Genomic DNA, 26,729 nt, shown 5'->3' with positions numbered 1-26,729 from the left:
ACCCCCCGAACATCCCCGCCGAGTGGGCCCAGTCCGGCTCCGGCGCGCAAATACAAGGAGTAACACCTCATGGCACGCGTGAAGCGGGCAGTCAACGCCCACAAGAAGCGCCGGGTCGTACTCGAGCAGGCCAGCGGCTACCGGGGCCAGCGCTCGCGGCTGTACCGCAAGGCCAAGGAGCAGGTCACCCACTCGCTGGTCTACGCCTACCGTGACCGCAAGGCGCGCAAGGGCGACTTCCGCAAGCTGTGGATCCAGCGCATCAACGCTGCGACCCGCGCGGAGGGCCTGACCTACAACCGGTTCATCCAGGGCCTGCGGCTGGCCGAGGTCGAGGTCGACCGCAAGATCCTGGCCGACCTGGCCGTGAACGACGCCGCGGCGTTCTCCGCGCTGGTCGCGGTGGCCAAGGCCGCCCTGCCGGCCGACGTGAACGCCAAGAGCGACGCTGCCGCCTGACCGGCGACTTCGTAGCACGTCCAGTGGCGAGCCCGGGTCTGTTGACCGCGCAGTCTGTGCGGATCAAACAGGCCCGCAGGCTCGCCACTCGTGCGTTCCGGCGCAAGACCGGCCGGTTCCTGGTCGAGGGCCCGCAGGCCGTCCGGGAGGCGCTCGAGCACCGCGACAGCGTGATCGAGGTGTTCGCCGAACCCGACGTCGCCACCCGGCACCGTGACCTGCGCGACCTGGCCGCCGCGGCCGGCGTGCCGTGGTACGAGGTGGACCGGGCCGGCGTCGAGGCGCTGAGCGAGACCGTCACCTCGCAGGGCGTCGTCGCGGTCTGCTCACTGGTCGACGTCCCCCTGGACGAGGCGGTACGGCGTACCGCGTCGCTGGTGGCCGTCGGCGTGCAGGTGCGCGATCCCGGCAATGCCGGCACCCTGATCCGGACCGCGGACGCGGCCGGCGCCGACGCCGTCGTGCTGTCCGGCGAGTCGGTGGACCCGCACAACCCGAAGGCCGTCCGGGCCAGCGTCGGCAGCCTGTTCCACCTCCCGATCGCGGTCGAGGTGGACATTCCCGCGGCCGCGAAGTCCTGGCGGGACCAGGGCGTTCAGGTGCTCGCCGCCGACGGCTACGGCAGTGTCGACCTGGACGAGTGCATCGACGACGGCACCCTGGCCAAGCCGACCGTGTGGCTGTTCGGCAACGAGGCGCACGGGCTGCCGGACGGCTTCGACGCCATCGTGGACCGGTCCGTGAAGGTGCCGATCTACGGCCGCGCGGAAAGCCTCAACCTGGCGACGGCCGCGGCCGTGTGCCTGTACGCCTCGGCCCGGGCCCAGCGCGTCGTCGAGCCGCCCGTCAGCGATCAGGGCTGAGCCGCTTCTCCAGCCCGTCCAGCAGGCTGTCGAGCCCGAAGGCGAACGACTCGTTCTGCAGCTGATCCATGCTGACCACCCGCCGCCGCTGGATCGACTCGTGCATCATCGGCTCCGCCGCGGTGATCTGGTCCACCCCGGCGAGGATCTCGCTGTTCATCTGCTCGAGCGAGCGGCCGGAGCGCCGGACCGACGCCTCCCAGGCAGCCTGGGAGTTCGCGGTGCCCAGCACGAACGACAAGACCGCGCTCATCGCGTAGTCGATGTCCCGGCCGGTGAAGCCGGCGGCGGCGAACAGCTTCAGCCCGCGGCCGCCCATGCTGATGGCGTTCGGTCCGACGCTGGGGCGCAGGTAGATCACCTCGGGGAGCCAGCCGTGCCGCAGCACGACAGCGCGCAGGCTGTGGGCGAACAGCAGTGCCCCGGCGCGCCAGCCGGCCAGCTCTGCGTCCGGTACGTCGACCTCGCCGTACGCCTCGTCGACGACCAGGTCGATCAGGTCGTCCTTGGTCTGCACGTGCCAGTAGAGGCTGGTGGCACCGGAGTCGAGCCGGGCGGCCAGCTTTCGCATGCTGAGGCCGGCCAGGCCCTCGGTGTCCAGCAGTTCCATGGTGGTCTTGACGATCTGCTCCCGGCTGAGCGTCTCCCGGGCCGAGGCGGCGGGTCGTTGCCTGGTCCAGATCGAGTCCATGCCAAGCATTCTATCCGGACTCGCACAGTGTACGAGTCTGTCGTACAGTGTGCGAGTGACTAGTACAGCGTTCGAGTCGACGAGCACCGGCCATCCCCGCCGCTGGTGGATCCTGCTGATCCTCTGCCTGAGCCTGATGGTGCTGGTGGTCGACAACACAGTTCTCAACCTGGCGATCCCGTCGCTGATGCGCGACCTGTCCGCCACCCCGGCAGACGTGCAGTGGATCATCGACGCCTACATCCTGGCCTTCGCGGGCCTGCTGCTGACCGCGGGCAGTCTGTCCGACCGGTTCGGCCGCAAACGCATGCTGGTGATCGGCCTGGTGCTGTTCGGCGCCGCGTCGATGCTGGCGACCGCGGCCACCGACCCCGCGCAACTGATCGCCTGCCGGGCGCTGATGGGCGTCGGCGGCTCGCTGCTCATGCCGAGCACCTTGTCGTTGCTGTTCACGGTGTTCCCGCCCGAGGAGCAGCGCAAGGCGATGGCCGGCTGGTCGACGGTCGCAATGGTCGGTGTGGTGGCCGGACCGACCATCGGTGGCGTGCTGCTGGACAAGTTCTGGTGGGGCTCGATCTTCCTGCTCAACGTGCCGATCGCGGTGCTGGCGATCATCGGCACGGTCGTGCTGATCCCGGAGTCGCGCGGTCCCGCCCGGGACGTGGACCCGGTCGGCGCGGTGCTGTCGATCGTCGGGATGACGGCGGTGGTCTGGGCGATCATCTCGGTGCCCGCGGACGGCCTCGGCTCAGCGAGGGTGCTGGGCGCACTGGTGATCGGCGTGCTGGCGCTGGTCGCGTTCGCGCTCTGGGAACGCCGCAGCGCGCACCCGATGCTGCCGCTCGCGTTGTTCCGCGACCGGAACTTCAGCGGTACCAGTCTGTCGATCGTGCTGCTGTCGTTCACCGCGGGCGGCCTGCTGCTCGCGCTCACGCAGTACCTGCAGTTCGTGCTGAACTACAGCCCGCTCAAGGCCGGCCTGGCTTTGATCCCGTACGCCGCGTCGGCGATGCTGTTCAACGGTCTCGGCGCGACGCTCGGCAAGAAGCTGGCCGACCGGACCCTGATCGCGACCGGCCTGGCGGTCATCGCCGTCGCCTTCGGCATCCTGACCCAGGTCGGCGAGTCGACCGGGTACGGGTTGCTGATCGTCGGTCTGCTGGTGATGGGCATCGGCGGCGGGCTGGCCGGACCGGCGGCGTACACGCTGCTCATGCAGGCCGTGCCGGCGGAGCACCGAGGAGTGGGCTCGGCCATGAACGACACCGTGCAGCAGACCGGTGCCGCCCTGTCGGTCGCCGTGCTCGGCAGCGTCCTGGCTGCGGCCTACTCGGCGGCCCTGCCGGACTCCGTGCCGGAGGCAGCACGCGACTCGATTGCCGACACGCTCGGCTTGGGCCCGCAGTTCGCGGCCGCCGCGCGGGAGGCGTTCGCCGACGCGATGTCGATCGCGATGGCGGCCGGCCTGATCGGCGCCGCCGCCGGCGCCGTGGTCGCGCTGCTCGTGCTGCCGCGGTCAGCCGTTGCCGAGCCAGAAGCGGGTCAGGACGATGCCGGTGACGAACAGGGCCCAGGCCGCGATCATCACAGTGTGGTACCCGCTGAGTGAGCGGACCCAGCCGGCCCGGCGGAAGGTGTGCAGGGTGACGAACCAGAAGATCGGGATCGTCACCGCCCAGACGACCATGCAGTACGGGCAGAGCGCGCCGATCGAGTAGATGCTCTGGTAGATCAGCCAGTGGATCAGCACGGCCGCGGCGGTGGCGCCCACCTGCAAACCGAGCCAGATCCAGCGCGGCAGCTGCACTCCGGCGAGCAGGACGACGCCGAGGGTGGTGACGATCGCGAAGCCGGCGATGCCGAGCAGCGGGTTCGGGAAGCCGAACAGTGCCGCCTGGTCGGACATCATCACCGACCCGCACGACAGCACCGAGTTGATGCTGCAGCTGGGCTTGTAGTTCGGGTCGGTGAGCAGGTGGAACCGCTCCACGGTCAGCACGAACGCCGCCAGGAACCCGATCGCGCCACCGCCGGCCAGCAGCCACCGCAGCCCAGCCGGCGGCTGGTCCGCGATGGAGTCGTGAGCGACGGTGAGTTCTGCCGTCTGGTTCGTCATACGGGATGCTGCTTTCGGCTCGTCGGGCACTACCCCGATTGTGCCTCACCGGTTACCGTCCGTCGCTCGGGCACCGCAGATCGCGGGGAAGTGGTCCACCGAGCAGGAAGGCGGTGGCGGCCGCGTCCGAGCACTTGTTGGGGGTGGTCAGATAGCTGGCGTGCCCACCCGCGTCGACGGTGATCATGCCGGTGCGCTGCACTCCGAGTGCCTTGCGCATCCGAAGCGCGCCCTCGTACGGCGTAGCCGGGTCGCGCAGATTCTGCACGAGCAGGATGTTCGCCGGACCGTGGTCGGCCAGCCGCACAGGCTTGGCCGGCTTGAACGGCCAGAACGCGCAGGGCGTGATGTTGGCCGGCATGCCGCCGGTCAGCGGGTAGAGCCGGGCGGACCGCGCGACGTCCGCCTGGTAGAAGGCGACGGACCTCGGCCAGACCGCTTCTCCGCAGTTGATGGCATGGAAGGTCGCGTTGAACGACTGGTACAGGCTGTCGTCGGCAGCAGTCCGCAGCCGGGCGGTCTGGCCGGTCGCGATCGCCCTGTAGAGCTCGGCGAGCGCGGGGAACGGTTCGGCATCCGCTCTGTACAGGCCCGGGCCGCGAGTGCGCTCCCGTAGCGTGTTGCCGTCCATCCGGCCCTCCGGCGTCTCGACCGGGGTCCGATCGAGTCGCTTCAGCAGCGACAGGTAAGTGCGGCGTACAGCGGTCGGTGTGGTGCCCAGGTGGTAGGTGGAGTCGCGCCGTGCCGCCCAGGCGGCGAAGTCGGCGAACCTGACCTCGGTGGCCTTCTCCCAGGCGAGGGTGGTGCCACGCCAAAGCCGGCTCGGATCGACGTTGCTGTCCGCTGGACTCCGCGCGGGTCGAAGCCGATCAGGTCGTAGCCGGCCAGCAGCTCAGGAGGTGAGTTGCCTTCCAGGCCCAGCGGTGCGTCCAGGCCCCAGATGCCGGGACCACCGAAGTTCAGCACCAGTGAGCCACGCCTGGCCGTGGTGCTGGTGGCCTTCAGCCGGGAGACGGCGATGGTGATCGTGTCGCCGGCAGGCCTGGCGTAGTCCAGTGGGACGGTGACCTCGGTGCACTGCAGCCGCGCCGGCGGCTCGGGCATGGTGTCCGTCGCCGGGCACGGGCCCTAGCTCTGAGCCGTGGAATCGACCGGAGCGGCGGTGGCTTCAGTCGACAGTTGGCCGGTGACGAGACAGCCGGCAGCGACCACCGCCGTCGCTACCACAACGGCACTCGGTTTACGCATCATGAGCCTTTCACGCTCGGGGGCCGGTTCGGGCCAGGGCAACCCGGGGCAGTCGATCACGCCCTGGCGGCGCCCGGCGGGAGCTGTCCGCAAACTGCCACCGCCGGCCTGTGGACGACCGATTCACGGTCCGGGGCCGCGGGTTCCTAGACTGCCTTGAGCAGTTTCGGAAACCCGCGACCCCGAGAGTGAGCCATGTCCGGTCCCAACAAGAACTACGACCCCGTCGAGGTGACTCCGTTGCACGCCGACGAGGTCGATCGGACGCGGGACGAGGCGCTCGAGGCCTTTCGCGCCGCTCCGGACCTGGCCGCGTTGCAGGAGGCCAAGGTCGCGCACCTGGGTGAGCGGTCGCCGATCGCGCTGGCGAACCGGGAGATCGGCGCACTGCCGCCGCAGGGCCGCAAGGAAGCCGGTCAGCGGATCGGCTCGGCCCGCAAGGCGATCAACGAGGCGTACGCGAGCCGGCTGGCGGTGCTGGAGGCCGAGCACGAGCAGCGGATGCTGGCCACCGAGCAGGTCGACGTCACGCTGCCGTGGCCGGCCCCGCAGCTGGGCGCCCGGCACCCGCTGTCGCTGATCTCCGAGCAGATCGCCGACGTCTTCACCGCGCTCGGCTGGGACGTCGCCGAGGGCCCCGAGGTCGAGGCCGAGTGGCTGAACTTCGACGCGCTGAACTTCCAGCCCGACCACCCGGCCCGGCAGATGCAGGACACCTTCTTCGTCGAGCCGGCCGGCTCCGGCACGGTGCTGCGGACCCACACCTCGCCGGTCCAGGCGCGTTCGATGCTGACCCGCAAGCCGCCGATCTACGTGATCTGCCCCGGCCGGGTCTTCCGCACCGACGAGCTGGACGCGACCCACACGCCGGTCTTCCACCAGGTCGAGGGCCTGGTCGTGGACGAGGGCATCACGCTCGCGCACCTGAAGGGCACGCTGGACCACTTCGTCGTGTCGATGTTCGGCGAGGGACTGCAGGCGCGGCTGCGGCCGAACTTCTTCCCGTTCACCGAGCCGTCGGCCGAGGTCGACCTGCTGTGCTTCGTCTGCCGCGGCGACTCGGTCGGCAACCCCGACCGCCCGTGCCGCACCTGTGGCAGCGAGGGCTGGATCGAGTGGGGCGGCTGCGGCGTGGTCAACCCGCGGGTCCTGCAGGCCTGCGGCATCGACCCCGAGCGGTACTCCGGCTTCGCGTTCGGGATGGGCCTGGAGCGGACGCTGATGTTCCGCAACGGGGTGCAGGACATGCGGGACATGGTCGAGGGTGACGTGCGGTTCAGCCGCCAGTTCGGAATGGAGATCTGATGCGGGTCCCACTGTCGTGGCTCCGGGAGTACGTCGAGCTGCCGGACGGGGTGACCGGCCGCCAGGTCGCGGAGAAGCTGATCCGGGCCGGGCTGGAGGTCGAGACCGTCGACGAGTCCGACCTGACCGGCCCGCTGGTGGTGGGCAAGGTGCTCAGCTACGAGCCCGAGCCGCAGAAGAACGGCAAGACCATTCGCTGGTGCTCGCTGGACATCGGCAAGGACGAGCCGCAGTGGGTGGTCTGCGGTGCGGACAACTTCGAGGTCGGCGACCTGGTCGTCGTCGTACTGCCCGGGGCGGTGCTGCCGGGCGGGTTCGCGATCTCTGCGCGCAAGACCTACGGCCACGTCTCGGCCGGGATGATCTGCTCCAGCTCCGAGCTCGGCCTGGGCGACGACGGCTCGGGCGGCATCGTGGTGCTGCAGCCGGGCGAGGGCACGCCGGGTGACGACGCGATCGAGCTGCTCGGTCTGCGCGACGACGTGCTGGACATCGCGGTCACGCCGGACCGCGGCTACTGCCTGTCGATCCGGGGTGTGGCCCGCGAGGCCGCCACGGCGTACGGGGTGGAGCTGAAGGACCCGGCCGCGCTGACCCTGACCGGCGAGCAGCAGGGTGGCTACCCGGTGCGGGTGGACGACGCGGCCGCGTGCAGCGTCTTCGTCACCCGGACCGTGACCGGGATCGACGCGACGGCCCCGTCGCCGCGCTGGCTGCAGCAGCGGCTGACCGCGGCCGGCATGCGCCCGATCTCGATCGGCGTCGACGTCACCAACTACGTGATGCTGGAGCTGGGCCAGCCGATCCACGGCTACGACCAGGCCCGGCTGAGCGGCGACATCGTGGTCCGCCGGGCGAACGCCGGCGAGAAGCTGATGACGCTGGACGACCAGACCCGGGAGCTGGACGCCGAGGACCTGCTGATCGTCGACGACTCCGGCCCGATCGGCATCGCCGGCGTGATGGGCGGCGCGTCGACCGAGATCTCCGCCGCGACCACCGACGTGGTGATCGAGGCGGCGCACTTCGACCCGATCGTGATCGCCCGCGCCTCCCGCCGGCACAAACTGTCGTCGGAGGCGTCGCGCCGGTTCGAGCGCGGTGCCGACCCGGCCCTGCCGCGGTACGCCGCGCAGCGGGTCGCCGACCTGCTCGCCGAGCTGGCCGGTGGCACGATCCTGCCGGACGAGACGGTCGTCGACACGCACGCGCAGCCGACGCCGGTCGTGTTCCGCGCCGACCATGCGGCCCGGGTCGCCGGCGCGCCGATCCCGATCGAGCACACCGTGCGTCACCTGCGGTCGGTCGGTTGCACGGTCGCCACCGCCCCGGCCGGTGCGAAGGCGTCCGCTTTCGCCGTCGGGTCGGAAGCGAGCACGACGTTCGCCGGGGATCCGTCCGGAGGAGAGATCGAGTTCGCCGTGAGTGCGGCGTTCGCGGGTGGCTCGTTGACCGCCGGCGCGGCCGGTGCCGACCAGCTGACCGGCACCGATCTGCTCACGGTGACGCCGCCGTCGTGGCGGCCGGACCTGCGGGACCCGAACGACTTCGCCGAAGAGGTCATCCGGCTGTTCGGCTACGACAACGTGCCGTCGGTGCTGCCGTCCGCGCCGGGCGGCCAGGGCCTGACGGTGTCCCAGCGCCGTCGCCGGCGGATCGCGACCGCGCTGGTCGGCGCCGGGCTGAGCGAGGTGGTCTCCTACCCGTTCGTGGGCGAGGCCGACTTCGACGCGATGGGGCTGGCCGCCGACGATCCGCGCCGGAGCACGGTCACGCTGGTCAACCCGCTGTCCGACGAAGAGCCGTCGCTGCAGACGACGCTGCTGCCGACCCTGCTGCGCACGGCCGAGCGCAACGTCGGCCGCGGCTCGTCGGACCTGGCGATCTTCCAGACCAGCCTGGTGTTCAAGCCCCGGCGCGACGCCGGTCCCGCGCCGCTGCCGTCGGTGGCGCAGCGCCCGACCGACGCCGAGATCGACAGCCTGTACGCCGCCCTGCCGGAGCAGCCGCTGCACCTTGGCGCCGTGCTCACCGGAGCGCGGACTCCCACCGGCTGGTGGGGCAAGGCGCAGCCGGTCACCTGGGCGGACGCCGTCCAGGTCGCGCGCACCGTCGCAGCGGCCGTCGGCGTGGAGCCGGTGCTGCGCAACGTCGAGCTCGCGCCGTGGCACCCGGGCCGGTGTGCCGAGCTGTCGGTCGGTGGCACGGTGATCGGCCATGCCGGTGAGCTGCACCCGAAGGTCTGCCAGGCGTTCGGTCTGCCGGCCCGGTCGAGCGCCGTCGAGCTGGACCTGGACGCGCTGATCGCCGCCGGCCCGTCGTCGGTGACGGCCCGGCCGTTCTCGTCGTACCCGGTGGCCAAGGAGGACGTGGCGCTGATCGTGGCCGCGGACGTCCCGGCGGCCGAGGTCGAGGCCGCCCTGGCCGAGGGGGCCGGCGAGCTGCTGGAGTCGATCCGGCTGTTCGACGTCTACACCGGCGAGCAGATCGGCGACGGCAAGAAGTCGCTCGCCTTCGCGCTGCGCTTCCGCGCCCAGGACCGCACGCTGAAGGAGTCCGAGGTCGCCGAGACCCGGCAGGCCGCCGTCCAGGTCGCGGTCGATCGCTTCGCCGCCGTCCAGCGAGTCGGCTGAGCCGATGCACGGGACCGCCGACGGGATCGGACCGCATCGGCCCGTCGGCGCCCGGCCGGTCGCCGGGTCGCTGACGGACCAGCGACGGAGGGCTCGGTGAGCGGGCGTCCCCGGGTGGCCGTGGCCGCGCCCAACCGGGCGGCCGCCGACGCCGGCGTGCGGGTCGCGGCCGAGGGCGGCAACGCGGTGGACGCGGCGATCGCCGCGACCCTGGTCACGATGGTGAACGAGATCGGCGTGGTCTCGCCGGCGTCCGGTGGTTTCGTCACGCTGCAGGTGGCCGGCGGAGAGCCGGTCACCATCGACGGCTGGGTGGAGATGCCCGGCCGCGGCCTGCCGGAGCACCGGTTCGGCCGCGGCATCTGGGACGTCACCACCGAGTACGGCGGCGGCACCACGACGACGATCGGGCACGGATCGGTCGCCACGCCCGGTGGGATGAAGGCGCTCGACCTGGCCCACCGGCGGTCGGGCAAGGCGCCGTGGCGCGAGGTCGTCCGGCCCGCGATCGAGGTCGCCCGGCAGGGCTTCCCGCTCAGCCGGACGTCGGGGTACTACCTCGGCTACACCCACGACCTCATCTTCGGCTGGCACCCGCCGAGTCACGGGGTCGTGCACGACGACGAGGGCCGAACGATCACGGCCGGCACCACGGTGGTGATTCCCGAGCTGGCCGACGCGTTGCAGCTGATCGCCGAGGCCGGCGCCGAGACGATGTACACCGGCGAGCTGGCCCGCCTGCTGGTCCACGACATGGCCGCCAACGACGGCATCCTGACCGCCGAGGACCTCGCGGCGTACGAGGCGGTGGTCCGGCCGGCGCTGGTGGTCAAGCAGGACGGCTGGGTGCTGGCGACCAACCCACCGCCGGCGGTCGGTGGAGTCGCGGTCGCGGCGATGCTCGCGCTGCTGGCCGGCGTACCGGCTCAGGGCGGGTGGACCCAACCCGAGCTGGAGCGGCTGATCGACGTGCAGCACGCGATCTTCGGGCGCCGGCTCGCCGAGCTCGACGAGGAGGACGTCCGGCGGCTCGCCGGTCAGCAGTTGCTCGACCTGGCCTCGGCCGGCGACCTGCGCGCGCTCACCTCGCCCAGTACGGCGACGGTCTCGGTGGTCGACGACGAGGGCGACGCGTGCGCGATCACCGTGTCGTCCGGCTACGGCTCCGGCGTGATGACGCCCGGTACGGGCATCTGGCTGAACAACGCGCTCGGCGAGCAGGAACTGCTGCACGGCGGTCCGCACAGCCTCGCGCCCGGCACCCGGCTCACCTCGAACATGGCGCCCAGCGTCGCCCGCCGCGACAGCGACGGCGCGGTGCTCGCGATCAGCTCGCCCGGCTCGGACCGGATCCCGACCGCCATCGCGCAGACCTACGCTCTGCACACGCACGGTGGCCTGTCCCTGCGGGAAGCGGTCGAGTACCCGCGCCTGCACGTCCGGGTCCGCGCGGACGTGGTGGTCGACCACGAGGACGATCTCGACGTCACCGCGGCGACCACCCACCTGCCGGTCCGGCCGATGCCGCCGCACTCGATGTACTTCGGCGGGGTGGCGGCGGCGTTCTGGGCACCGGGCACCGGGCTGGAAGCCGTCGGCGACCCGCGCCGGACCGGCGCCGTCGCGGTCTCCCCGGCCTGAACGCGAGCTGAACCGGCGTGGACGTGGCGGTGAGAACTTGGCTCGGCCGCCCCGGCGGCAGTACGGGCGGACGGCAACTAGCTGCCAATCCGGCGGAGAACGCATCTTTTTCGCCGTGGGCAGCGTTCTAAGCAGTTGTGGGCCGGAGCGGAAGGAAGCAGTTGATCGTGGGGGAGACCGTGGTGGACCTGTCCGTCGTCGTCCCGATGTACGACGAGGAGGAGGTGCTGCCGATCTTTTTCGACCGGATGCGGCCCCTGCTCGACGGCCTCGGGGTGACCTACGAGGTGCTGGTGGTCGACGACGGGAGCCGGGACGCGACCGCGTCGCTGCTGCTTGCCGCCGCTGCGGACTGGCCCCAGCTGCGTCTCGTCCGGCTGCTGCGCAACTCTGGTCACCAGGCCGCGTTGTCGGCCGGTTTCCGTCGGGCGCGGGGGGAGTATCTGGTCACGATCGACGCCGATTTGCAGGACCCGCCGGAGGTGATCGCCGATCTGCTGAGCGCGGCGCGGGACAAGGACGTGGATGTTGTGTACGGCGTGCGTTCGGACCGGTCGAGTGATACGTGGGCGAAGCGGACGACTGCGCGGATGTATTACCGGTTGATGTGCCGGCTGGTGGGCAAGGACATTCCGTTCGACGCGGGTGATTTCCGGTTGGTGTCGCGCCGGGTGGTCGACGCGGTGAATGCGCTGCCCGAGGACGGCCGGGTGTTTCGGCTGGTGATTCCGTGGTTGGGTTTTCCGAGCGCTGAGGTGTCGTACGTGCGGGCCGAGCGGGCGGCGGGTGTGACGAAGTACAACGTGAGCAAGATGCTGCGGTTGGCCTTTGACAGTGTGACCGCGTTCTCGGCGGCGCCGCTGCGGTTGGCGACCTGGTTGGGGTTGCTGGGTGGGTTGTTGTCGGTGGTGTTCGTGATCGGCGCGCTGGTGACGAAGTTGACGGGTCAGAGCATTCCTGGGTGGACGTCGACGGTGCTGGCGGTCGCGGTGATCGGTGCGATTCAGTTGCTGTGTCTGGGGTTGCTGGGTGAGTACGTGGCCCGGTTGTTCCAGTCCAGCCAGAAGCGGCCGCAGTTCCTGGTCGGCTACGACAGCCTCGAGGACCCGGGACACCAGTCCCTCGAGCAGGAGACCGCACGCAGTTGACGCTCGTCGACCTTCCGCCCACCGGTCGAACGGCGCGTTCCGCCCGACCGGCACTGCGCCTTCTGCCGTGGTTGCTGCCTCTTCTCGTCGCACTCGTCGGCCTGCTCACCGTCGACGTACCGTTCGGCGCGGTGCTCAGGTACGCCCTGTACTTCGCTGCCTGCGTCGCCCTGCCCGGCATCCTGCTGCTGCGCGCGCTCTGGCGCAGTACCGGCAACTGGGCCGAGGACTTCGGTCTCGGCTCGGTGGTCGGCATCACCCATCAGTTGCTCGGCTGGGCACTGTTCACGCTGATCGGCTGGCAGAGCGCGCTGGTCGTCTGGCCGGCGCTGACGCTGGTCCTGTTCGCGGCGGTTCCAGGTCTGCGCCGCCACTGGCGGATCGCCGAGCCGGATCCGTTGCCGCCGGCATGGACCTGGGGTCTGGCCGGCGCCGCCGCGGTGATGCTCGCCGGCGCCACCCACGGCGTGCTGGCCTACCACCCGATGCCACCGGACGGTACGGCGTACTACCCGGACCTGCTGTTCCACCTCTCGATGGTGAACGAGCTGACCCGGGCGGTGCCGCCGGAGCTGCCCCAGGTCGCCGGGCTGTCCCTGGACTACCACTGGTTCGCGAACGCCGACATGGCCGCCGCGGTCGACATCACCAAGCTGTCGCCGATCGTGGTGCTCTACCGGCTCTGGCTGCTGCCGCTGCTCGTGGTCGGCCTGCTCGTCTTCGCCACGTTCGCTCGCACGGTCAGCCGCGCCTGGTGGACCGGCGTACTGGTCGCGGCCGCGGTCGCCGCGCCCCAGCTCTCGCTGCTGATCGGCACCGGCGTCGACCTGGCCCCTCCGTTCAGCTTGCTCAGCCCGTCGCAGACGTTCGGCATGCTGGCCGGGACGGCCGCGGCTGTCTTCCTGGTCGAGCTGCTGTTCCGCGGCCGGCAGCCGCGGAGTCTCTGGGTGCTCGTCCTGACCGTCGCCGTCGTCGGCGGCGGAGCGAAGCCGACGATCCTGCCGATCCTGGTCGGAGCCGTCGGGCTGTCGGCTCTGTTCGTCCTGCTCCGCGACCGGCAGCTGCCTCGCCGCTTCGTGGCCGCCGCCGTGATGCTGGCCGCCGCGGGCGTCGGCACGATGCTGACCGTTGCCGGCAGTACCAGCGGCTCAGGGCTCCAGCTGCTGGCCATCGTCAAGCTCCAGGTGGGCTACCGGGCGGCAACGGGAGACGCGACTCCGGCGGGTGAGGGAGGACTGGTCCTGCCCGCGCTCACCTCGGGTCAGGTCCTGCCTGTCTTCGGTGCGTTCGTCGTGGTCGCCCTGATGCTGGTCGGCCAGGCGGTCGCTCTGGCAGGCGTCGGACTGCTCGGCCGCGGGGAGCTGCGCCGGGATCCGCTCGGCTGGTTCCTGCTCGGCGGACTGATCGCCGGCTGGGCCGGCTTCCTCCTGGTCGACCACCCGTCGGCCAGCGAGTCGTACTTCGTCCGCAGCGTCGTCCCGATCAGCCTGGCGGCCGTCGCCTGGATGGCGGCGCGCCTGGTCCGGGAGATCGTCGACCGCAGGCGCGCGGCGGTCGTCGTCGGGCTGCTGGCTGCCGGCCTCGGTCTGCTCTACGCCGTGGCTCAGACCGTCACCCGGACCGCACCGAGGGGTTCGCAGCTCGACCGCATCGTGCTGGTCGCCCGGCCGCTTGTCGCGGTCCTGGTGGTGACCGTCGTGCTGGTCCTCCTCTGGCCGGTGGCGGTGAAGCAGTGGTCGCGGCTGGCTGGACTGGGCGGAATCGTTGCCCTGGTCACCGTGCTTGCCGTCCCGGCAGCGGCGGGCGTGGTGCACAGCGTGCGGGCGAGCGACTCGCACCGGTCGCAGACCTTCAAGTCCGCGCACTGGCGGGTTCACCCCGACGAGGCGGCCGCGGCGCTCTGGCTCGCCCGGCACGCGGGTCCGACCGACGTGGTGGCGAGCAACACCTACTGCCGTCCGGCCGGTCCGCAGCTGCCGGGCTGCGACGCGCGCGGCTACATCGTCAGTGGCATCGCCGGCCGGCGGACGGTGATCGAGGGCTGGGCCTACACCCAGCAGACGATGGCCCGGCAAGGGGCCGGAGGCAAGCGGTACACCAACCAGGCGTCGCCCTGGCCGGACCGGGTTGCGATCACCACCGAGGCGCTGGCGGCGCCCACACCGGAGATCCTGCGCCGGCTTCGCGACCAGTACGGGGTCCGCTGGCTCTACGCCGACCTGTACGACGGCCCGGTGTCCCCGCGCCTGGACGAGTTGACGGTCCTGCGACACAGCCAGGACCGGGTCCGGATCTACGAACTGACCCGGTGATCCCGCGTAACATCTGCTCGGCGTAGGGCGTTAGCTCTACGCTGGCCCGCTTCGCCCCGGTGCCGACGCCAACGGTGACGTGCGTGCTCGGGGAGGGCGGGGATGAAGGGCAGCAACTGGGGCCGGCGGGTGGCGGCGCTCGCACTGCTGCTCGCACTGCTGCTCGCGCTGACGGCGACGCCGGCCGCGGCGTATCAGGTCCCGGCCGGTCCGTTCACCCAGGGCAGTACGGCGACCGCCACGATGCCCGGCTCGGGTCTGACCCAGACGATCACCACGACCGGCCGCACCGAGTTGCTCGACGCAACCACCGCCGGCGTCCGCGGCATCCCGGCGGGCACCCACCAGCCGGCCATCGCCCGGACCACGCCGGCTCAGGACGTTCTCGTCGGCACCGGCGACTGCGCGGCGACCGGCAGCTGCGGTGGCCGCGGCACGCTGACGATCGCCTTCTCCCAGCCGGTGCGCGATCCCGTGCTGCACGTCGCGGGCCTCGGCGGCTCGGCCACCCGAACCGTCGACGGGCAGGTTCGCGGGCAGTCCGAGCTGCACGCGGTGCTGAGGCTGACCACGCCCGGGGTGAGTCTGCGCAAGCTGGGCAAGGGCAACAACCTGGCCGTCACCAGCGACACCGTCGGCGCCGCCGACCCCGACGCCGGGCCGAGCTGCAGCAGCACCGACACGGGCGACGGACCGGACGCGCGCGCCACCGCGGCCTGCGGCTCCGTCCAGGTCAACGGGGTGGTCCGCTCGGTCGCCTTCGACCTGACGGCCGTCTTCACGCCGAACCCGAAGCTCCCGGCCTTCAACACAACGAGCTCGGCCGACGTGTTCTCCGTGGTCGCGACCGTCGGCGAGGACTTCGGCGACGCGCCGCGGGCGTACGGAGCGGCCTGGTCGGTGCTGAGCGATCTGCGCCTCGGCGCCGAGGTCAGCCAGGACAACCCCGGTGCCGCGAACGCGACAACCGGACCGCTCGTCGCCGACCAGGCCGACGACGCCGTCACGTTCGGCCCGCTGCACACCAGCGCCACGACGTACTCCGCGGCGGTCGGCCTCACCGCCGCGTCGAAGCCCGGGCGGGTCTGCGGCTGGATCGATCTGGACCGCGACGGCGCGTTCGAGCTGACCGAGCGGACCTGCGTGACGTTCGCGGCCGGGCAAGGCGAGGTGAACCTGAGCTGGGCCGAGCTCCCGCGCCCGGTCCGTGGCCAGACCACCGCGCGGATCCGGGCCGGCTACACGGCCGCACAGGTGGAGAAGCCGACCGGCGCGGCGGACTCCGGTGAGGTCGAGGACCACCTGGTCACCATCGTGCCGCCGCCCGCGCCGGTCGCGGCCGCCGACACCGTGCGCACGCCGTACGACACCGGGGTGACGACCGATGTGCTGGGCAACGACCAGGCGGGCGACCCGAGCACGCTGTTGCAGCCCGGCTCGGTGTGCCTGGTCAGCGGTACCACCTGCCGGCCGATGGCGATCGTGGTCGGTCAGGGCAAGTACGTCGTGAAGCCGGAGGGCCGGATCGACTTCGACCCGGTGCCCGGCTTCGTCGGGGTGGCCACGCCGGTCACGTACCGGGTGACCGACAGCAACGGGATGACCGCCCGCGCCACGCTGACGGTGACCGTCGCGCTGCCGGCCAGGCCGATCGCCACGGCGGACACCGCGACCACCCCGCAGAACGTGAGCATCGGCCTCGCGCCGCTGGCCAACGACAAGGCGGCCACCGGGGTGACCTTCGACGCCGGCTCGGTCGTGCTGCGCGACCCGGCCGACACCGCCTTCAAGCCGAAGGTGGTGATCCCGGCCGAGGGGTCGTACACGGTCAAGCCTGACGGCGGTGTCGACTTCGTGCCGCTGCCGCAGTTCACCGGCGTCGCCACGACGGTCGGTTACCGGGTCGCCGACAGCACCGGACAGCCCGTCGAGTCGACGCTGGTCGTCACGGTCACCCCGGTCACCCCGAGGGCGGCCGGTGACTCGGTGAGCACGCCGTTCGACACCAACGCGCTCGTCCCGGTGCTCGACAACGACCAGCCGGGTTCGGCCGACGCGCCGCTCGATCCCGCGACGCTGGTCCTGGTCGACCCGGCCACCGGCAAGCTGGTGCCCAAGGTGACTGTCGGGCGGCAGGGCGAGTTCCAGGTGGCCGAGGGCAGGATCGCCTTCGCGCCGGCCCCGGCGTACAAGGGCAGCACGACGCCGCTGACCTACCAGGTGCTCGACCAGAACGGCACCCCCACGCGGGCCGAACTGGTGGTCAGCGTCGACGCGCCGGGTCCGCCGGTCGCCAACCCGGACACCATCAGCACGCTGCAGGGCGGGCCGGTCTACGCGGCGGTGCTCGACAACGACAAGCCGGGCCCGACCGGATCCGCGCTCACGGTGGACAGCGTGCGACTGCTCGTGCCGACCCGCTCCGAGCCGGGCACCGCCGTGGTGGTGGCGGGACAGGGCAAGTACTCGGTCAGGCCCGACGGACGGATCCTGTTCGAGCCGGTGCCCATGTTCCACGGCAAGAGCACCCCGGTGCGGTACCAGGTGTCCGACGGCAACGGCGCGGTCGCCTCCGCCGCCCTGACCGTCGAGGTGACAGGGGTGCAGCCGGACGCGACGGACGACACTGCCCGGACGGCGTACGACAAGAACGTGACCGTGCGCGTGCTGGCCAACGACACCGCCGGCGATCCACTGGTTCCGCTGGTGCCGAGCAGCGTGCGGCTGATCGACCCGGTCGGCGAGGGCGCGAAGCAGGTGGTCACGGTCGACGGCCAGGCGACCTACACCGCGACCGCCGACGGGACCGTCGAGGTCGACCCGGTGCCGACGTTCACCGGGGTGGCGACCCCGCTGACCTACACGGTGAGCGACGTCAACGGCACCCTGGCCCGGGCCACGCTGACGGTCACCATCGCCAAACCGCCGGCCCCGATCGCCAAGCCGGACAGCTCGGGCACCCAGCAGGACGTCCCCGTCCGTATCGATGCCCTCGCCAACGACAACGCCGGCGAGGGCACCGGGCTCGACCCGCTCAGCCTGGTGCTGATGGACCCGGCGGACGGTTCGCTCAAGAAGGTCGTGACGACGGCCGGCGAGGGGCGCTGGCAGGTCGATCCGGACGGCACCGTGGTGTTCGACCCGGTGCCGGCCTTCACCGGCATCGCCACGGCGATGAGTTACCGCGTCTCCGACTGGTTCGACCAGGCGGCCCGGTCGAAGATCGTGGTCTCGGTCGCGCCGGTGGTGCCGGTCGCCGTCGACGACAACACCACCACGCCGTTCGGCGCGCCGGTCACGGTCCGGGTGCTGGGCAACGACAAGGCCGGCGACCCGAGCGCGCCGCTGGTCCCGGGCAGCCTCCGGCTGAAGGATCCGGCCGACGGCGTTCTCAAGACCACGGTGACCGTGCAGGGAGAGGGCGTCTTCACCGTGCGGTCCGGCGCGATCGTGCTCGCGCCGCACCGGACGTTCAGCGGATCGGTGACCGAATTGACCTACCAGGTGGCCGACGGCAACGGCACGCCGACGACCGCGGTCGTCCGGATCACCGTCGGTGCCCCGCCGGTGGCCCGGCCCGACACCGCGTCGACGGTGCAGGACGTCGCCGCCACCGTGAACGTGCTGGCCAACGACAGCCCGGGCACCGCCGCCGACCTCGACCCGGCGTCCGTCGTACTGCGGGACGCCGCGGCCCGGTCGCAGCGCTTCGGCCGTGCCGTGACCGTACCGGGCCAGGGCACGTACGCCGTCCGGCCGTCGGGGGCGATCGTGTTCGACCCGCTGCCGGCGTTCCGGGGCACGGCGCGGCCGATCACCTATCAGGTGGCCGACAGCAACAAGTCTGTCGCGACCGCCACGGTCGCGCTGACGGTGACGCCGGTCGACCCGTTCACCGTCGACGACTCCGCGATCACGTCGTTCGGCCAGTCGATCACCGTCGACGTGCTGGCCAACGACAAGGCCGGTGATCCGAGTGCGCCGCTGGTCGCCGCCGGCCTGGTGCTGAAAGATCCCCAGGACGGCGCGTACCGCAAGACCGTGACGCAGCCGGGCGAAGGCCGGTACACCACTGACAGCAGTGGGCGGATCACGTTCACCCCGGCGAGCAAGTATCAGGGCGTGACCACCCCGGCGACGTACCGGGTCGCCGACGACAACGGGACGACCGCCGAGGGGCTGCTGTTCCTCACCGTCGGCAACGGACCCGAGGCCAGGCCGGACACCGCGACCACCGGTCAGAACCGGGCGCTGACCGTCGACGTGCTGGCCAACGACGTGCCGGGCACCGACGCCCAGTTGGAGAAGACGTCGGTCCAGCTCTTCGGGCTCGCGCGGGCGTGGGGACGGACGGTGGCGGTGGCCGGACAGGGAACGTTCGAGGCCAACCCGACCACCGGCAAGATCACCTTCACGCCGGTGCGGGCGTTCAGTGGATCCAGCTCGGTCGCCTACCAAGTCACCGACACCAGTGGCAACAAGGCGACCTCGACGATCACCGTGACGGTCACAGCGATCAGGCCGGAGGCGGCCGCCGACACCGCGACGACGGCCTTCGGCACGCCGGTGACCGTGCCGGTGCTGGGCAACGACAAGGCGGGTGACCCGAGCGCGCCGCTGGTCCCGGCGTCCGTGCGACTGGTCGATCCGGCGACCGGCGACGCGGTTCCGTCGCTACGGGTCGCGGGGCAGGGCACCTACACCGCGCAGCCCGACGGCGCAGTGCGGCTGGTTCCCGACGGTGCATCGGCCGGGCCGGCCACCGCGGTGGCGTACCAGGTGGGCGACGCGAACGGCAGCACCGGGACGGCGACGCTGACCGTGACGGTCGAGGACGAGCCCGTCGCCCGGGCCGACGTCGCGCAGACCAAGCAGCACCTGCCGGTCACGTTCGACCCGCTGGCCAATGACAAACCCGGCCCCGGCGCGACGCTCGATCCGGCCACCCTGTTGCTGGTGGATCCCCGCGGCGACCTGGTCCGCACGGTGAGCGTCCCGGGCCAGGGCACGCTGGCCGTTGCCGAGGGCAAGATCACGTTCCGTCCCCTGAGCGCGTTCACCGGCAGCAGCCGTCCGGCGCGGTACGAGGTGAAGGACGGCAACCGGAACGCCACCCGCTCGACGGTTTCGGTGACGGTGCTGCCGGTCCGGCCGGTCGCGACCGACGACAGCGCGCACACGGCGTACGGGAAGGCCGTGGGAGTGCCGGTGCTGGCCAACGACCAGGCCGGAGATCCGTCGGCCGCGTTGGACAAGGCGTCCGTCGTACTGCGTGATCCGGCCGACGGCCGGCACAAGGTGACGGTGACGGTCCCGGCCGAGGGTACCTTCGCGGTCGCGCCGGGCGGCACCGTCACGTACACGCCGGCACAGGGCTTCACCGGCACGACCCGCGCGGTCGGGTACCGGGTGACCGACGCCAACGGGACGTCGGACACGGCGAGCGTCGAGATCACCGTGGCGGCGCCGGCCGAGGCCCAGGCCGGGCCCGACAGCGGCACCGGCAGCCTGGGCAACCCGGTCGTCGTCAACCCGCTGCTGAACGACGCCGCGACCCAGGGGGCCGGCTGGAACCGGGCCAGCGTCTGCCTGGTCACCGGTCCGGCCACCTGCTCGAAGCGCCTCGCGACCGCGGGGACCGGGGCATGGACGGTTGGTGCCGACGGCACCATCCGGCTCGTGCCCGCGCGTGGCTTCGCCGGGATCGCGAAGCTGACCTACCGCGTGACCGACACCGACGGCATCGCGGTTGACTCGCAGGTGAAGGTGCTGGTCGGCGGCCGGCCGGCGCCGGAACCTGCGGGTCCTGGTCCTGCCGCCGCGTTGCCCGACACCGGCGGCCCTTCGGCCCTGATGCTCACCGTGGGCGGCCTGCTCGCGGCGCTGGGTGTCACGCTGCTGGGCATCGCCCGCCGGAGGTCTTGGACAGCGGAGCCGGGTCCCCCTGAGCAGCGGGACCCGGCCTCGCTCACGTCGCCCGGCTCCGCAGGTCGGTGACGAGCATGATTTCGTCGCGGTAGTCGTCCGGCCCGACCCGGACGGCGCGAGGATGTGCGCCGACGACGCGGTAGCCGAGCTTGCCGTAGAACTTCTCCAGGCTGTTGCCGTCGCGAACGGTCAGCATCAGGTGCTCGAGGCCGAGCTGCTCCGCGGACTTGCGCAGCCCTTCCATCAGCAGGCGGCCGGCGCCGCCACCTTGGTACTTCGGATGCACCATCACGCGCAGCACCGTGCGCCAGTGAGTGCTGAGCTGCCCGCCGGTGGAGACCAGCAGACCCATTCCGACGTACCGCTCGCCGTTGTGCAGCACACCCAGCAGATCCTGGCCGCCGGCCACCCGTTCGAGGGCGGAATCCAGAGCCTCGGCCACCAGCTGCACCGGCGCCGGCGCGGTGAAGCCGACACTGCCGCCGGCATCGGTCGCCGCGATCCACGTGTCGAGCAGGTCGGCGCGCAGGGTCGGGTCCGACACCGCCTCGGGGTCGATCACGACGTACTCCATGGCTGCTCCCTTTCTGCGACTCAGTTGCAGGTGAGTCTAGGTGACCCGTCGGCGCGGTTGGGTACCGGTGACGCAAACGAAGGGAGACAACGTGGCAAGCATGATGCATCGGACGACCGAGATCGACGGCGTGGAGATCTTCTACCGCGAAGCAGGACCGGCCGACGCGCCGGTGGTGCTGCTGCCGCACGGATATCCGTCGTCGTCGTTCCAGTACCGCGGGCTGATGCCGGCTCTGGGGGACCAGTGGCGGCTGCTGGCGCCGGACTTCCCGGGCTTCGGGTACAGCGCCGCGCCGGACGACTTCGACTACAGCTTCGCCGGCTACGCGACGCTGCTGGAAAGGTTCCTGGACTCGCTGGGCGTCGACCGGTTCGTGCTGTACCTGTTCGACTACGGCTCGCAGGTCGGCATCCAGCTGGCGCAACGGAACCCGGAGCGCATCACCGGGCTGATCATCCAGAACGGCGACGCGTACGAGGAGACGCTGGGCCCGAAGTACGCGGCGCTGAAGGAGTACTGGGCCGACCCGACCGACGAGCGGCGGGAGGTGCTCGCCGAGGCGGTGAGCTTCGAGGGGTTCCGCGAGGAGGCGCTCGGCGAGGTCCCGCCGCACACGGCCGAGCGGATCAGCCCGGACCTGTGGCAGCTGTCCTGGCCTCTGCTGCGGGACCGCCGGGAGATCATGGCCGGCTTCTTCCTGGAGATCAGGGAGAGCGTGCGGCAGTACCCGGCGTTCCACGCGTACCTGCGCGAGCACCAGCCGCCGACGCTGATCGTGTGGGGTCCGCAGGACGGCTACATGCCGGCCGAGGCGGCGCGCGCCTACCTGGCCGACCTGCCGAAGGCCGAGCTGCACCTGTTTGAGGACGGTGGGCACTGGTTGCTGGAGAGCCACCTCGACGAGGTCGTGCCGCTGGTCCGCGACTTCCTCAGCCGCGTTGCTCCCGGCCCGGAACGGCCTTGAGCTTGTCGGGGTTGCGGACGACGTAGATCCGGCTGATCAGGCCGTTCTCGTCCAGGTCCATGAAGCCCACGGTGTCCACGGCCGGGCCGTCGTAGGCGACGAAGGCCTGCTCGCCGTTGAGCATCGCGCTGCCGAACTCCAGACCGGCTGTCTGCTCGGGCGACATCACCGCGATCAGCCAGCGGCCGACCTTGTCCGAGCCGTGCACCGGGCGCAGCGCGGCCCTGCGCTTGCCGCCCCCGTCGCTGACCAGCTCCACGTCGGGGGCGAGCATCGCGACCACCTGGTCGTAGTCGCCCGACCAGGTCGCGGTCAGGAACCGGCTGGTGATCTCCTGGTGCCGCGCCTTGTCGACCCGGTGCCGGGGCTGCCGCGCGTGCACGTGCTCCCGCGCGCGGTGCGCCAGCTGCCGTACGGCGGCCTCGGAGCGGCCCAGCGTGTCGGCGATCTCGCTGAACGGCAGGTCGAACACCTCCCGCAGCACGAAGGCGGCGCGCTCCAGCGGTGACAGCGTCTCCAGCACGACCAGCATCGCCATCGACACCGAGTCGGCGACCTCCGCGACGGCGGCCGGGTCCTGGTCGGCGGCCGCGATCGGCTCGGGCAGCCACGGGCCGACGTACTGCTCGCGCCGCGACTTCTGCTGACGCAGCCGGTTCAGGGCGAGCCGGGTGGTGATCCGGACGAGGTACGCCCGGACGTCGCGGACCTCGGCGTGCTCAGCGGTGGACCAGCGCAGCCAGGTCTCCTGGACGACGTCCTCCGCGTCGGCCACGCTGCCGACCACCCGGTACGCCGCCCCGACCAGGACCGCGCGGTGCTCGGCGAACTCCGCGGCCAGCTCGTCGCTGTTCACGCCGGCCGCACCTCGCAGTACTGCTTGAATCCCTGGCTGGTCATTCCCAGGGCGGCGTTCGTCCTGGACCGGTAGTTCTCCAGGGCGATCTGCGCGGTCAGCTCCACCAGCTCCGCCTCGGACAGGTCCTTGCGCAGCCGCTCGACCTGCTCGTCGGTGACCGTCGGCGGGGTCGCCGTTGCCGATTCCGCGTAGTCCATCACCGCGCGCTCCAGGTCCGTGTAGACGTCACTGTCCCGCCAGCCTGGCACAGCCCGCAGCTTGGCCGGCGCGACACCTCGGTGGTGGAACTCCCAGAAGCCGAAGTCCATGCACCAGCTGCACCCGACCTGCGTGCTGGTCACCATCGTCGCCAGGGCCTTCAGCGTCGGGTCCAGTCGCGACCAGCGCGCCGCCGACCCCTCCAGCGCCAGCATCGTCGTCAGTACGCCGCGGTGGTGCAGAGCGGCCTTGCCCGGGTCGAGTACGTCGCCGTACTTGCGCTTGCTGTACCACTCCATCGCCCGGACGAACACGGTCCTGCGGTGCTCCAGCGAAATCCGCGCCATCGGATCCTCCTCCTGTAGCCGTCACCCTGCGGACACGCGGCAAGGGCGACGTTGTGACATGACGTGCGTCACTGGGGGAGTTGCTCAGCCTGGTGGCAGGGTGGAGAACGGTCGGGAAGCGGCTTGGATATTCATTCGGTCTCTGACATACTCATTCACATGACGCTGAGGGTCGCTGTCGCGGGAGCGAGTGGGTACGCCGGGGGAGAGCTGCTGCGGTTGCTGTCGACCCACCCGGAGGTGGAGATCGGGGCGCTCACCGCGGGCGGCAACGCCGGGTCCGCGCTCGGGCAGCATCACCCGCACCTCACGCCGCTGGCCGGCCGGGTGCTCGAGGAAACCTCCGCGCAGACGCTGGCCGGGCACGACGTCGTGTTCCTGGCGCTGCCGCACGGACAGTCCGCCGGGATCGCCGAGCAGCTCGGCGACGACGTCACCGTGATCGACTGCGGCGCGGACTTCCGGCTGGTGGACGCCGAGGCCTGGGTGGAGTTCTACGGCGGGCAGTACGCCGGCCACTGGCCCTACGGACTGCCCGAGTTGCCCGGCCAGCGGGAGAAGCTGCGCGGCGCCAACCGCGTCGCCGTACCGGGGTGCTACCCCACCGTGTCCACCCTTGCCCTGCTCCCGGCCGTCCAGGCAGGTCTCGTCGACAGCGCCCAACTGGTGGTGGTCGCTGTCAGCGGGACGTCGGGAGCGGGCAAGGGTCCCAAGGCGCACCTGATGGGCGCGGAGGTGATGGGCTCGGCCACCGTGTACGGCGTGGGCGGCGTGCACCGGCACACCCCGGAGATCGAGCAGAACCTGGCCCCGCACACCGCCGGCCCGGTCAGCGTCTCCTTCACCCCGGTGCTGGCGCCGATGGCCCGCGGCATCATCGCGACCTGCAGCGCGCCGATCGCCGACGGCACGACGGCCGAGCAGCTCCGTGCCGGCTACCAGCAGGCGTACGGCGACGAGCCGTTCGTGCACCTGCTGCCCGAGGGACAGTGGCCGCAGACCCAGGCCACCCTCGGCGCGAACACCGTGCACCTGCAGGTCGCCCTCGACCAGCGCACCGGACGCGCCGTCGTGGTGGCCGCGCTCGACAACCTCACCAAGGGCACCGCCGGCGCCGCCGTGCAGTGCATGAACCTGGCCGCCGGTCTCGACGAGACCCTGGCCCTTCCCCTCGTAGGAGTGGCACCGTGACCGTCGCAGTCACCCCGGAAGCCTCAGTCGATCGGAGCGCCGGGGTCACCGCGCCGGCCGGCTTCCGCGCGGCCGGGGTGATCGCCGGGATCAAGCCCGCCGGTACGCCGGACCTCACCGTCGTGGTCAACGACGGCCCGCAGTACGCCGCGGCCGGCGTCTTCACCACCAACAAGGTGAAGGCCGCGCCCGTGCTCTGGTCGCAGCAGGTGCTGACCGCCGGCAAGCTGACGGCCGTCGCGCTGAACTCCGGCGGCGCGAACGCGTGCACCGGTCCGGAGGGCTTCCAGGACACCCACAAGACCGCCGAGGAGCTGGCTTCGGCGCTCGGCGTCGGCGCGGCCGAGATCGCGGTCTGCTCGACCGGCCTGATCGGTGAGCGGCTGCCGATGGACAAACTGCTGCCGGGCCTGTCCGCGGCGGTCGCCGCGCTGGGCAGCACGCCGCAGCACAGCCTCGATGCCGCCACGGCGGTGATGACCACCGACAACGTGCCGAAGCAGGCCGTACTGAGCCATCCGGGGGGCTGGAGCATCGGCGGCTTCGCCAAGGGCGCCGGCATGTGCGCGCCGAACATGGCGACCATGCTGAGCGTCATCACCACCGACGCCGTGCTCGATCAGCCGCACCTGGATCATGCCCTGCGCAATGCGGTGGGCAAGACCTTCAACCGGCTCGACGTCGACGGCGGGACGTCGACCAACGACACCGTGCTGCTGCTCAGCTCGGGAGCCTCCGGCGTCACCGTGCCGCCCGACGAGTTCGAGGCGGCGCTGACCACGCTGGCCGCCGACCTGGTGCGGCAGTTGCAGGCCGACGCCGAGGGCGTCACCAAGCACGTCAGCATCACCGTGAAGAACGCCGCCACCGAGGCCGAGGCGGTCGCCGCCGCGAAGGTGGTGGCCGAGGACAACCTCTGCAAGACCGCGTTCTTCGCCGCCGATCCGAACTGGGGACGGATCGCGATGGCAGTCGGCAACGCGCCCACGGCGTTCGACCCGCAGCTGCTCGACATCACCCTGAACGGCGCGGCCATCTGCGTGGCCGGCGGCAAAGGCGTCGACCGCTCGGAGGCGGACCTGTCCGGGCTGGAGATCGACGTGGTGATCGACCTGCACGCCGGCGACGCGTCGGCGACCGTGCTCACCACCGACCTCTCGCACGCGTACGTCGAAGAGAACTCGGCGTACTCGTCATGACAGTGCTCTTGGCCGGGCCTGCGGCGCCGGCGGGTCATGAGGCCTTGGTTCCGGGCCTTCCCTCGCCGCTCAGTCGCTTTGTTCCTTGCCTCCTCGGTCCAGGCCGGGAGGCTTCATGACCATCCCTGCGGACGCGGTGGAGAAGGCGGCCGTCCTGACCGAGGCGTTGCCGTGGCTGAAGGAGTTCCACGGCAAGACGATCGTGGTGAAGTACGGCGGCAACGCGATGGTGGACGACAAGCTGAAGCAGGCCTTCGCCTCCGACATCGTGTTCCTGCGGCACTGCGGTGTCCGGGTGGTCGTCGTGCACGGCGGCGGCCCGCAGATCAGCGACATGCTCAGCCGGCTCGGCATCGACAGCGAGTTCCGCGGCGGGCTGCGGGTCACCACGCCCGAGGCGATGGACGTCGTCGGTATGGTCCTGGTCGGCAAGGTCGGCCGCGAGCTGGTCGGCCTGCTGAACGCGCACGGCCCGTTCGCGGTCGGCATGTCCGGCGAGGACGCGGGCCTGTTCACCGCCGAACGGCGCGGCGCGATGGTCGACGGCGAGTCGGTCGACATCGGCCTGGTCGGCGACGTGGTCGACGTCCGGCCGGAGGCGGTGATCGACCTGATCGACGCCGGCCGGATCCCGGTCGTGTCGACGATCGCCCCCGACGAGGACGGCCAGGCGCACAACGTGAATGCCGACACCGCGGCGTCCGCGCTGGCGGTCGCGCTCGGTGCGGAGAAGCTGGTCGTGCTGACCGACGTGGCCGGGCTGTACCGGAACTGGCCGGACAGCGAGGAGATCATCACCCAGATCGACGCCGCCGAGCTCGCCGAGCTGCTGCCGTCGCTGGCCTCCGGCATGGTGCCGAAGATGGAGGCGTGCCTGCGCGCCGTCCAGTCCGGCGTCTCCCGCGCCACCGTGATCGACGGCCGCGTCCCCCACTCGCTGCTGCTGGAAATCTTCACCGACGCCGGAAACGGAACCCAGGTAATCCCGTCATGACTCTGCTTCTGGCCGGGCCTTCGGCGCCGGCGTGGTCACGGGGCTCGACTCCCGGC

At 71.5% G+C, this 26,729-nt stretch carries 19 protein-coding genes; 13 read left to right on the top strand and 6 right to left on the bottom strand.

Features of this window, described 5'->3' with window-relative positions; genetic code table 11:
- Nucleotides 1-69 precede the first annotated feature (69 nt).
- A complete protein-coding gene (gene rplT, locus KFLA_RS27045; RefSeq protein ID WP_012923018.1) occupies nt 70-459 on the top strand; it encodes a 50S ribosomal protein L20 in 390 nt (129 codons plus the stop codon).
- Between the two features lie 23 nt (nt 460-482).
- Nucleotides 483-1,322 (top strand): TrmH family RNA methyltransferase, encoded by an 840-nt coding sequence (locus KFLA_RS27040; RefSeq protein ID WP_012923017.1) that lies wholly within the window; start codon nt 483-485, stop codon nt 1,320-1,322.
- Here KFLA_RS27040 and KFLA_RS27035 read toward each other — a convergent pair.
- Entirely contained in the window at nt 1,306-2,013 is a 708-nt protein-coding gene (locus KFLA_RS27035) for a TetR/AcrR family transcriptional regulator C-terminal domain-containing protein (protein ID WP_148256747.1), read from the bottom strand. The genes KFLA_RS27040 and KFLA_RS27035 overlap by 17 nt on opposite strands.
- 55 nt (nt 2,014-2,068) lie before the next feature.
- Between KFLA_RS27035 and KFLA_RS27030 the strand changes: the two genes are divergently transcribed.
- A complete protein-coding gene (locus tag KFLA_RS27030) occupies nt 2,069-3,622 on the top strand; it encodes an MFS transporter (RefSeq protein WP_237706607.1) in 1,554 nt (517 codons plus the stop codon).
- Here KFLA_RS27030 and KFLA_RS27025 read toward each other — a convergent pair.
- Complete coding sequence (locus KFLA_RS27025) at nt 3,530-4,129, bottom strand: vitamin K epoxide reductase family protein (protein WP_012923014.1); 600 nt, start codon at nt 4,127-4,129, stop codon at nt 3,530-3,532. The two genes, KFLA_RS27030 and KFLA_RS27025, sit on opposite strands and share 93 nt — an antisense overlap.
- 52 nt (nt 4,130-4,181) lie before the next feature.
- Nucleotides 4,182-4,760: an alpha/beta hydrolase gene (locus KFLA_RS27020; RefSeq protein WP_041289501.1), complete on the bottom strand. Its 579-nt coding sequence runs from the start codon at nt 4,758-4,760 to the stop codon at nt 4,182-4,184.
- 812 nt (nt 4,761-5,572) lie between these two features.
- Between KFLA_RS27020 and pheS the strand changes: the two genes are divergently transcribed.
- The 6 genes from pheS to KFLA_RS35970 all read left to right on the top strand — a co-directional run bounded on the left by pheS (nt 5,573) and on the right by KFLA_RS35970 (nt 20,413).
- Nucleotides 5,573-6,682 carry a phenylalanine--tRNA ligase subunit alpha gene (pheS, locus tag KFLA_RS27015; RefSeq protein ID WP_012923013.1) on the top strand — a complete coding sequence of 370 codons (1,110 nt, stop codon included), beginning with the start codon at nt 5,573-5,575 and terminating at the stop codon, nt 6,680-6,682.
- Nucleotides 6,682-9,315, top strand: coding sequence for a phenylalanine--tRNA ligase subunit beta (locus tag KFLA_RS27010; RefSeq protein ID WP_012923012.1), 2,634 nt, complete (start codon nt 6,682-6,684; stop codon nt 9,313-9,315). The genes pheS and KFLA_RS27010 overlap by 1 nt, the downstream gene beginning before the upstream one ends.
- A gap of 96 nt (nt 9,316-9,411) precedes the next feature.
- Nucleotides 9,412-10,956, top strand: coding sequence for a gamma-glutamyltransferase (locus KFLA_RS27005; RefSeq protein ID WP_012923011.1), 1,545 nt, complete (start codon nt 9,412-9,414; stop codon nt 10,954-10,956).
- Between the two features lie 167 nt (nt 10,957-11,123).
- On the top strand, nt 11,124-12,104 hold the full coding sequence (locus KFLA_RS27000) for a glycosyltransferase family 2 protein (RefSeq protein WP_237706606.1): 981 nt from the start codon (nt 11,124-11,126) through the stop codon (nt 12,102-12,104).
- A gap of 71 nt (nt 12,105-12,175) precedes the next feature.
- The gene (locus KFLA_RS26995; protein ID WP_237706605.1) at nt 12,176-14,416 is read left to right on the top strand and encodes a hypothetical protein; all 2,241 of its coding nucleotides are present in this window, start codon (nt 12,176-12,178) and stop codon (nt 14,414-14,416) included.
- Nucleotides 14,417-14,518: 102 nt separating this feature from the next.
- Nucleotides 14,519-20,413 carry an Ig-like domain-containing protein gene (locus KFLA_RS35970; RefSeq protein WP_012923008.1) on the top strand — a complete coding sequence of 1,965 codons (5,895 nt, stop codon included), beginning with the start codon at nt 14,519-14,521 and terminating at the stop codon, nt 20,411-20,413.
- Here the strand turns inward: KFLA_RS35970 and KFLA_RS26985 are convergent.
- Nucleotides 20,385-20,942 carry a GNAT family N-acetyltransferase gene (locus KFLA_RS26985; protein ID WP_337466647.1) on the bottom strand — a complete coding sequence of 186 codons (558 nt, stop codon included), beginning with the start codon at nt 20,940-20,942 and terminating at the stop codon, nt 20,385-20,387. The two genes, KFLA_RS35970 and KFLA_RS26985, sit on opposite strands and share 29 nt — an antisense overlap.
- Before the next feature lie 76 nt (nt 20,943-21,018).
- Between KFLA_RS26985 and KFLA_RS26980 the strand changes: the two genes are divergently transcribed.
- The gene (locus KFLA_RS26980) at nt 21,019-21,885 is read left to right on the top strand and encodes an alpha/beta fold hydrolase (RefSeq protein ID WP_041289500.1); all 867 of its coding nucleotides are present in this window, start codon (nt 21,019-21,021) and stop codon (nt 21,883-21,885) included.
- Here the strand turns inward: KFLA_RS26980 and sigJ are convergent.
- Together sigJ and KFLA_RS26970 are read right to left on the bottom strand one after the other, a co-directional pair.
- Entirely contained in the window at nt 21,851-22,741 is an 891-nt protein-coding gene (gene sigJ, locus KFLA_RS26975; protein ID WP_012923005.1) for an RNA polymerase sigma factor SigJ, read from the bottom strand. The two genes, KFLA_RS26980 and sigJ, sit on opposite strands and share 35 nt — an antisense overlap.
- Nucleotides 22,738-23,289 carry a carboxymuconolactone decarboxylase family protein gene (locus KFLA_RS26970; protein ID WP_012923004.1) on the bottom strand — a complete coding sequence of 184 codons (552 nt, stop codon included), beginning with the start codon at nt 23,287-23,289 and terminating at the stop codon, nt 22,738-22,740. Before KFLA_RS26970 ends, sigJ begins: the two co-directional genes overlap by 4 nt.
- A 159-nt stretch (nt 23,290-23,448) precedes the next feature.
- Between KFLA_RS26970 and argC the strand changes: the two genes are divergently transcribed.
- The 3 genes from argC (at nt 23,449) to argB (ending at nt 26,673) form a co-directional block, all read left to right on the top strand.
- On the top strand, nt 23,449-24,480 hold the full coding sequence (gene argC / locus KFLA_RS26965; RefSeq protein ID WP_012923003.1) for an N-acetyl-gamma-glutamyl-phosphate reductase: 1,032 nt from the start codon (nt 23,449-23,451) through the stop codon (nt 24,478-24,480).
- Nucleotides 24,477-25,679, top strand: a complete 1,203-nt coding sequence (argJ, locus tag KFLA_RS26960) for a bifunctional glutamate N-acetyltransferase/amino-acid acetyltransferase ArgJ (protein WP_012923002.1) — start codon at nt 24,477-24,479, stop codon at nt 25,677-25,679. Before argC ends, argJ begins: the two co-directional genes overlap by 4 nt.
- 115 nt (nt 25,680-25,794) lie before the next feature.
- Nucleotides 25,795-26,673 (top strand): acetylglutamate kinase, encoded by an 879-nt coding sequence (gene argB, locus KFLA_RS26955; RefSeq protein ID WP_012923001.1) that lies wholly within the window; start codon nt 25,795-25,797, stop codon nt 26,671-26,673.
- Nucleotides 26,674-26,729: the final 56 nt, after the last annotated feature.

The organism is Kribbella flavida DSM 17836 (genome assembly GCF_000024345.1).
GTDB classification, from domain to species: Bacteria; Actinomycetota; Actinomycetes; order Propionibacteriales; family Kribbellaceae; genus Kribbella; species Kribbella flavida.
The sequence above is the reverse complement of the archived record's forward strand: the minus strand, read 5'-3'. Positions and strand labels throughout refer to the sequence as shown.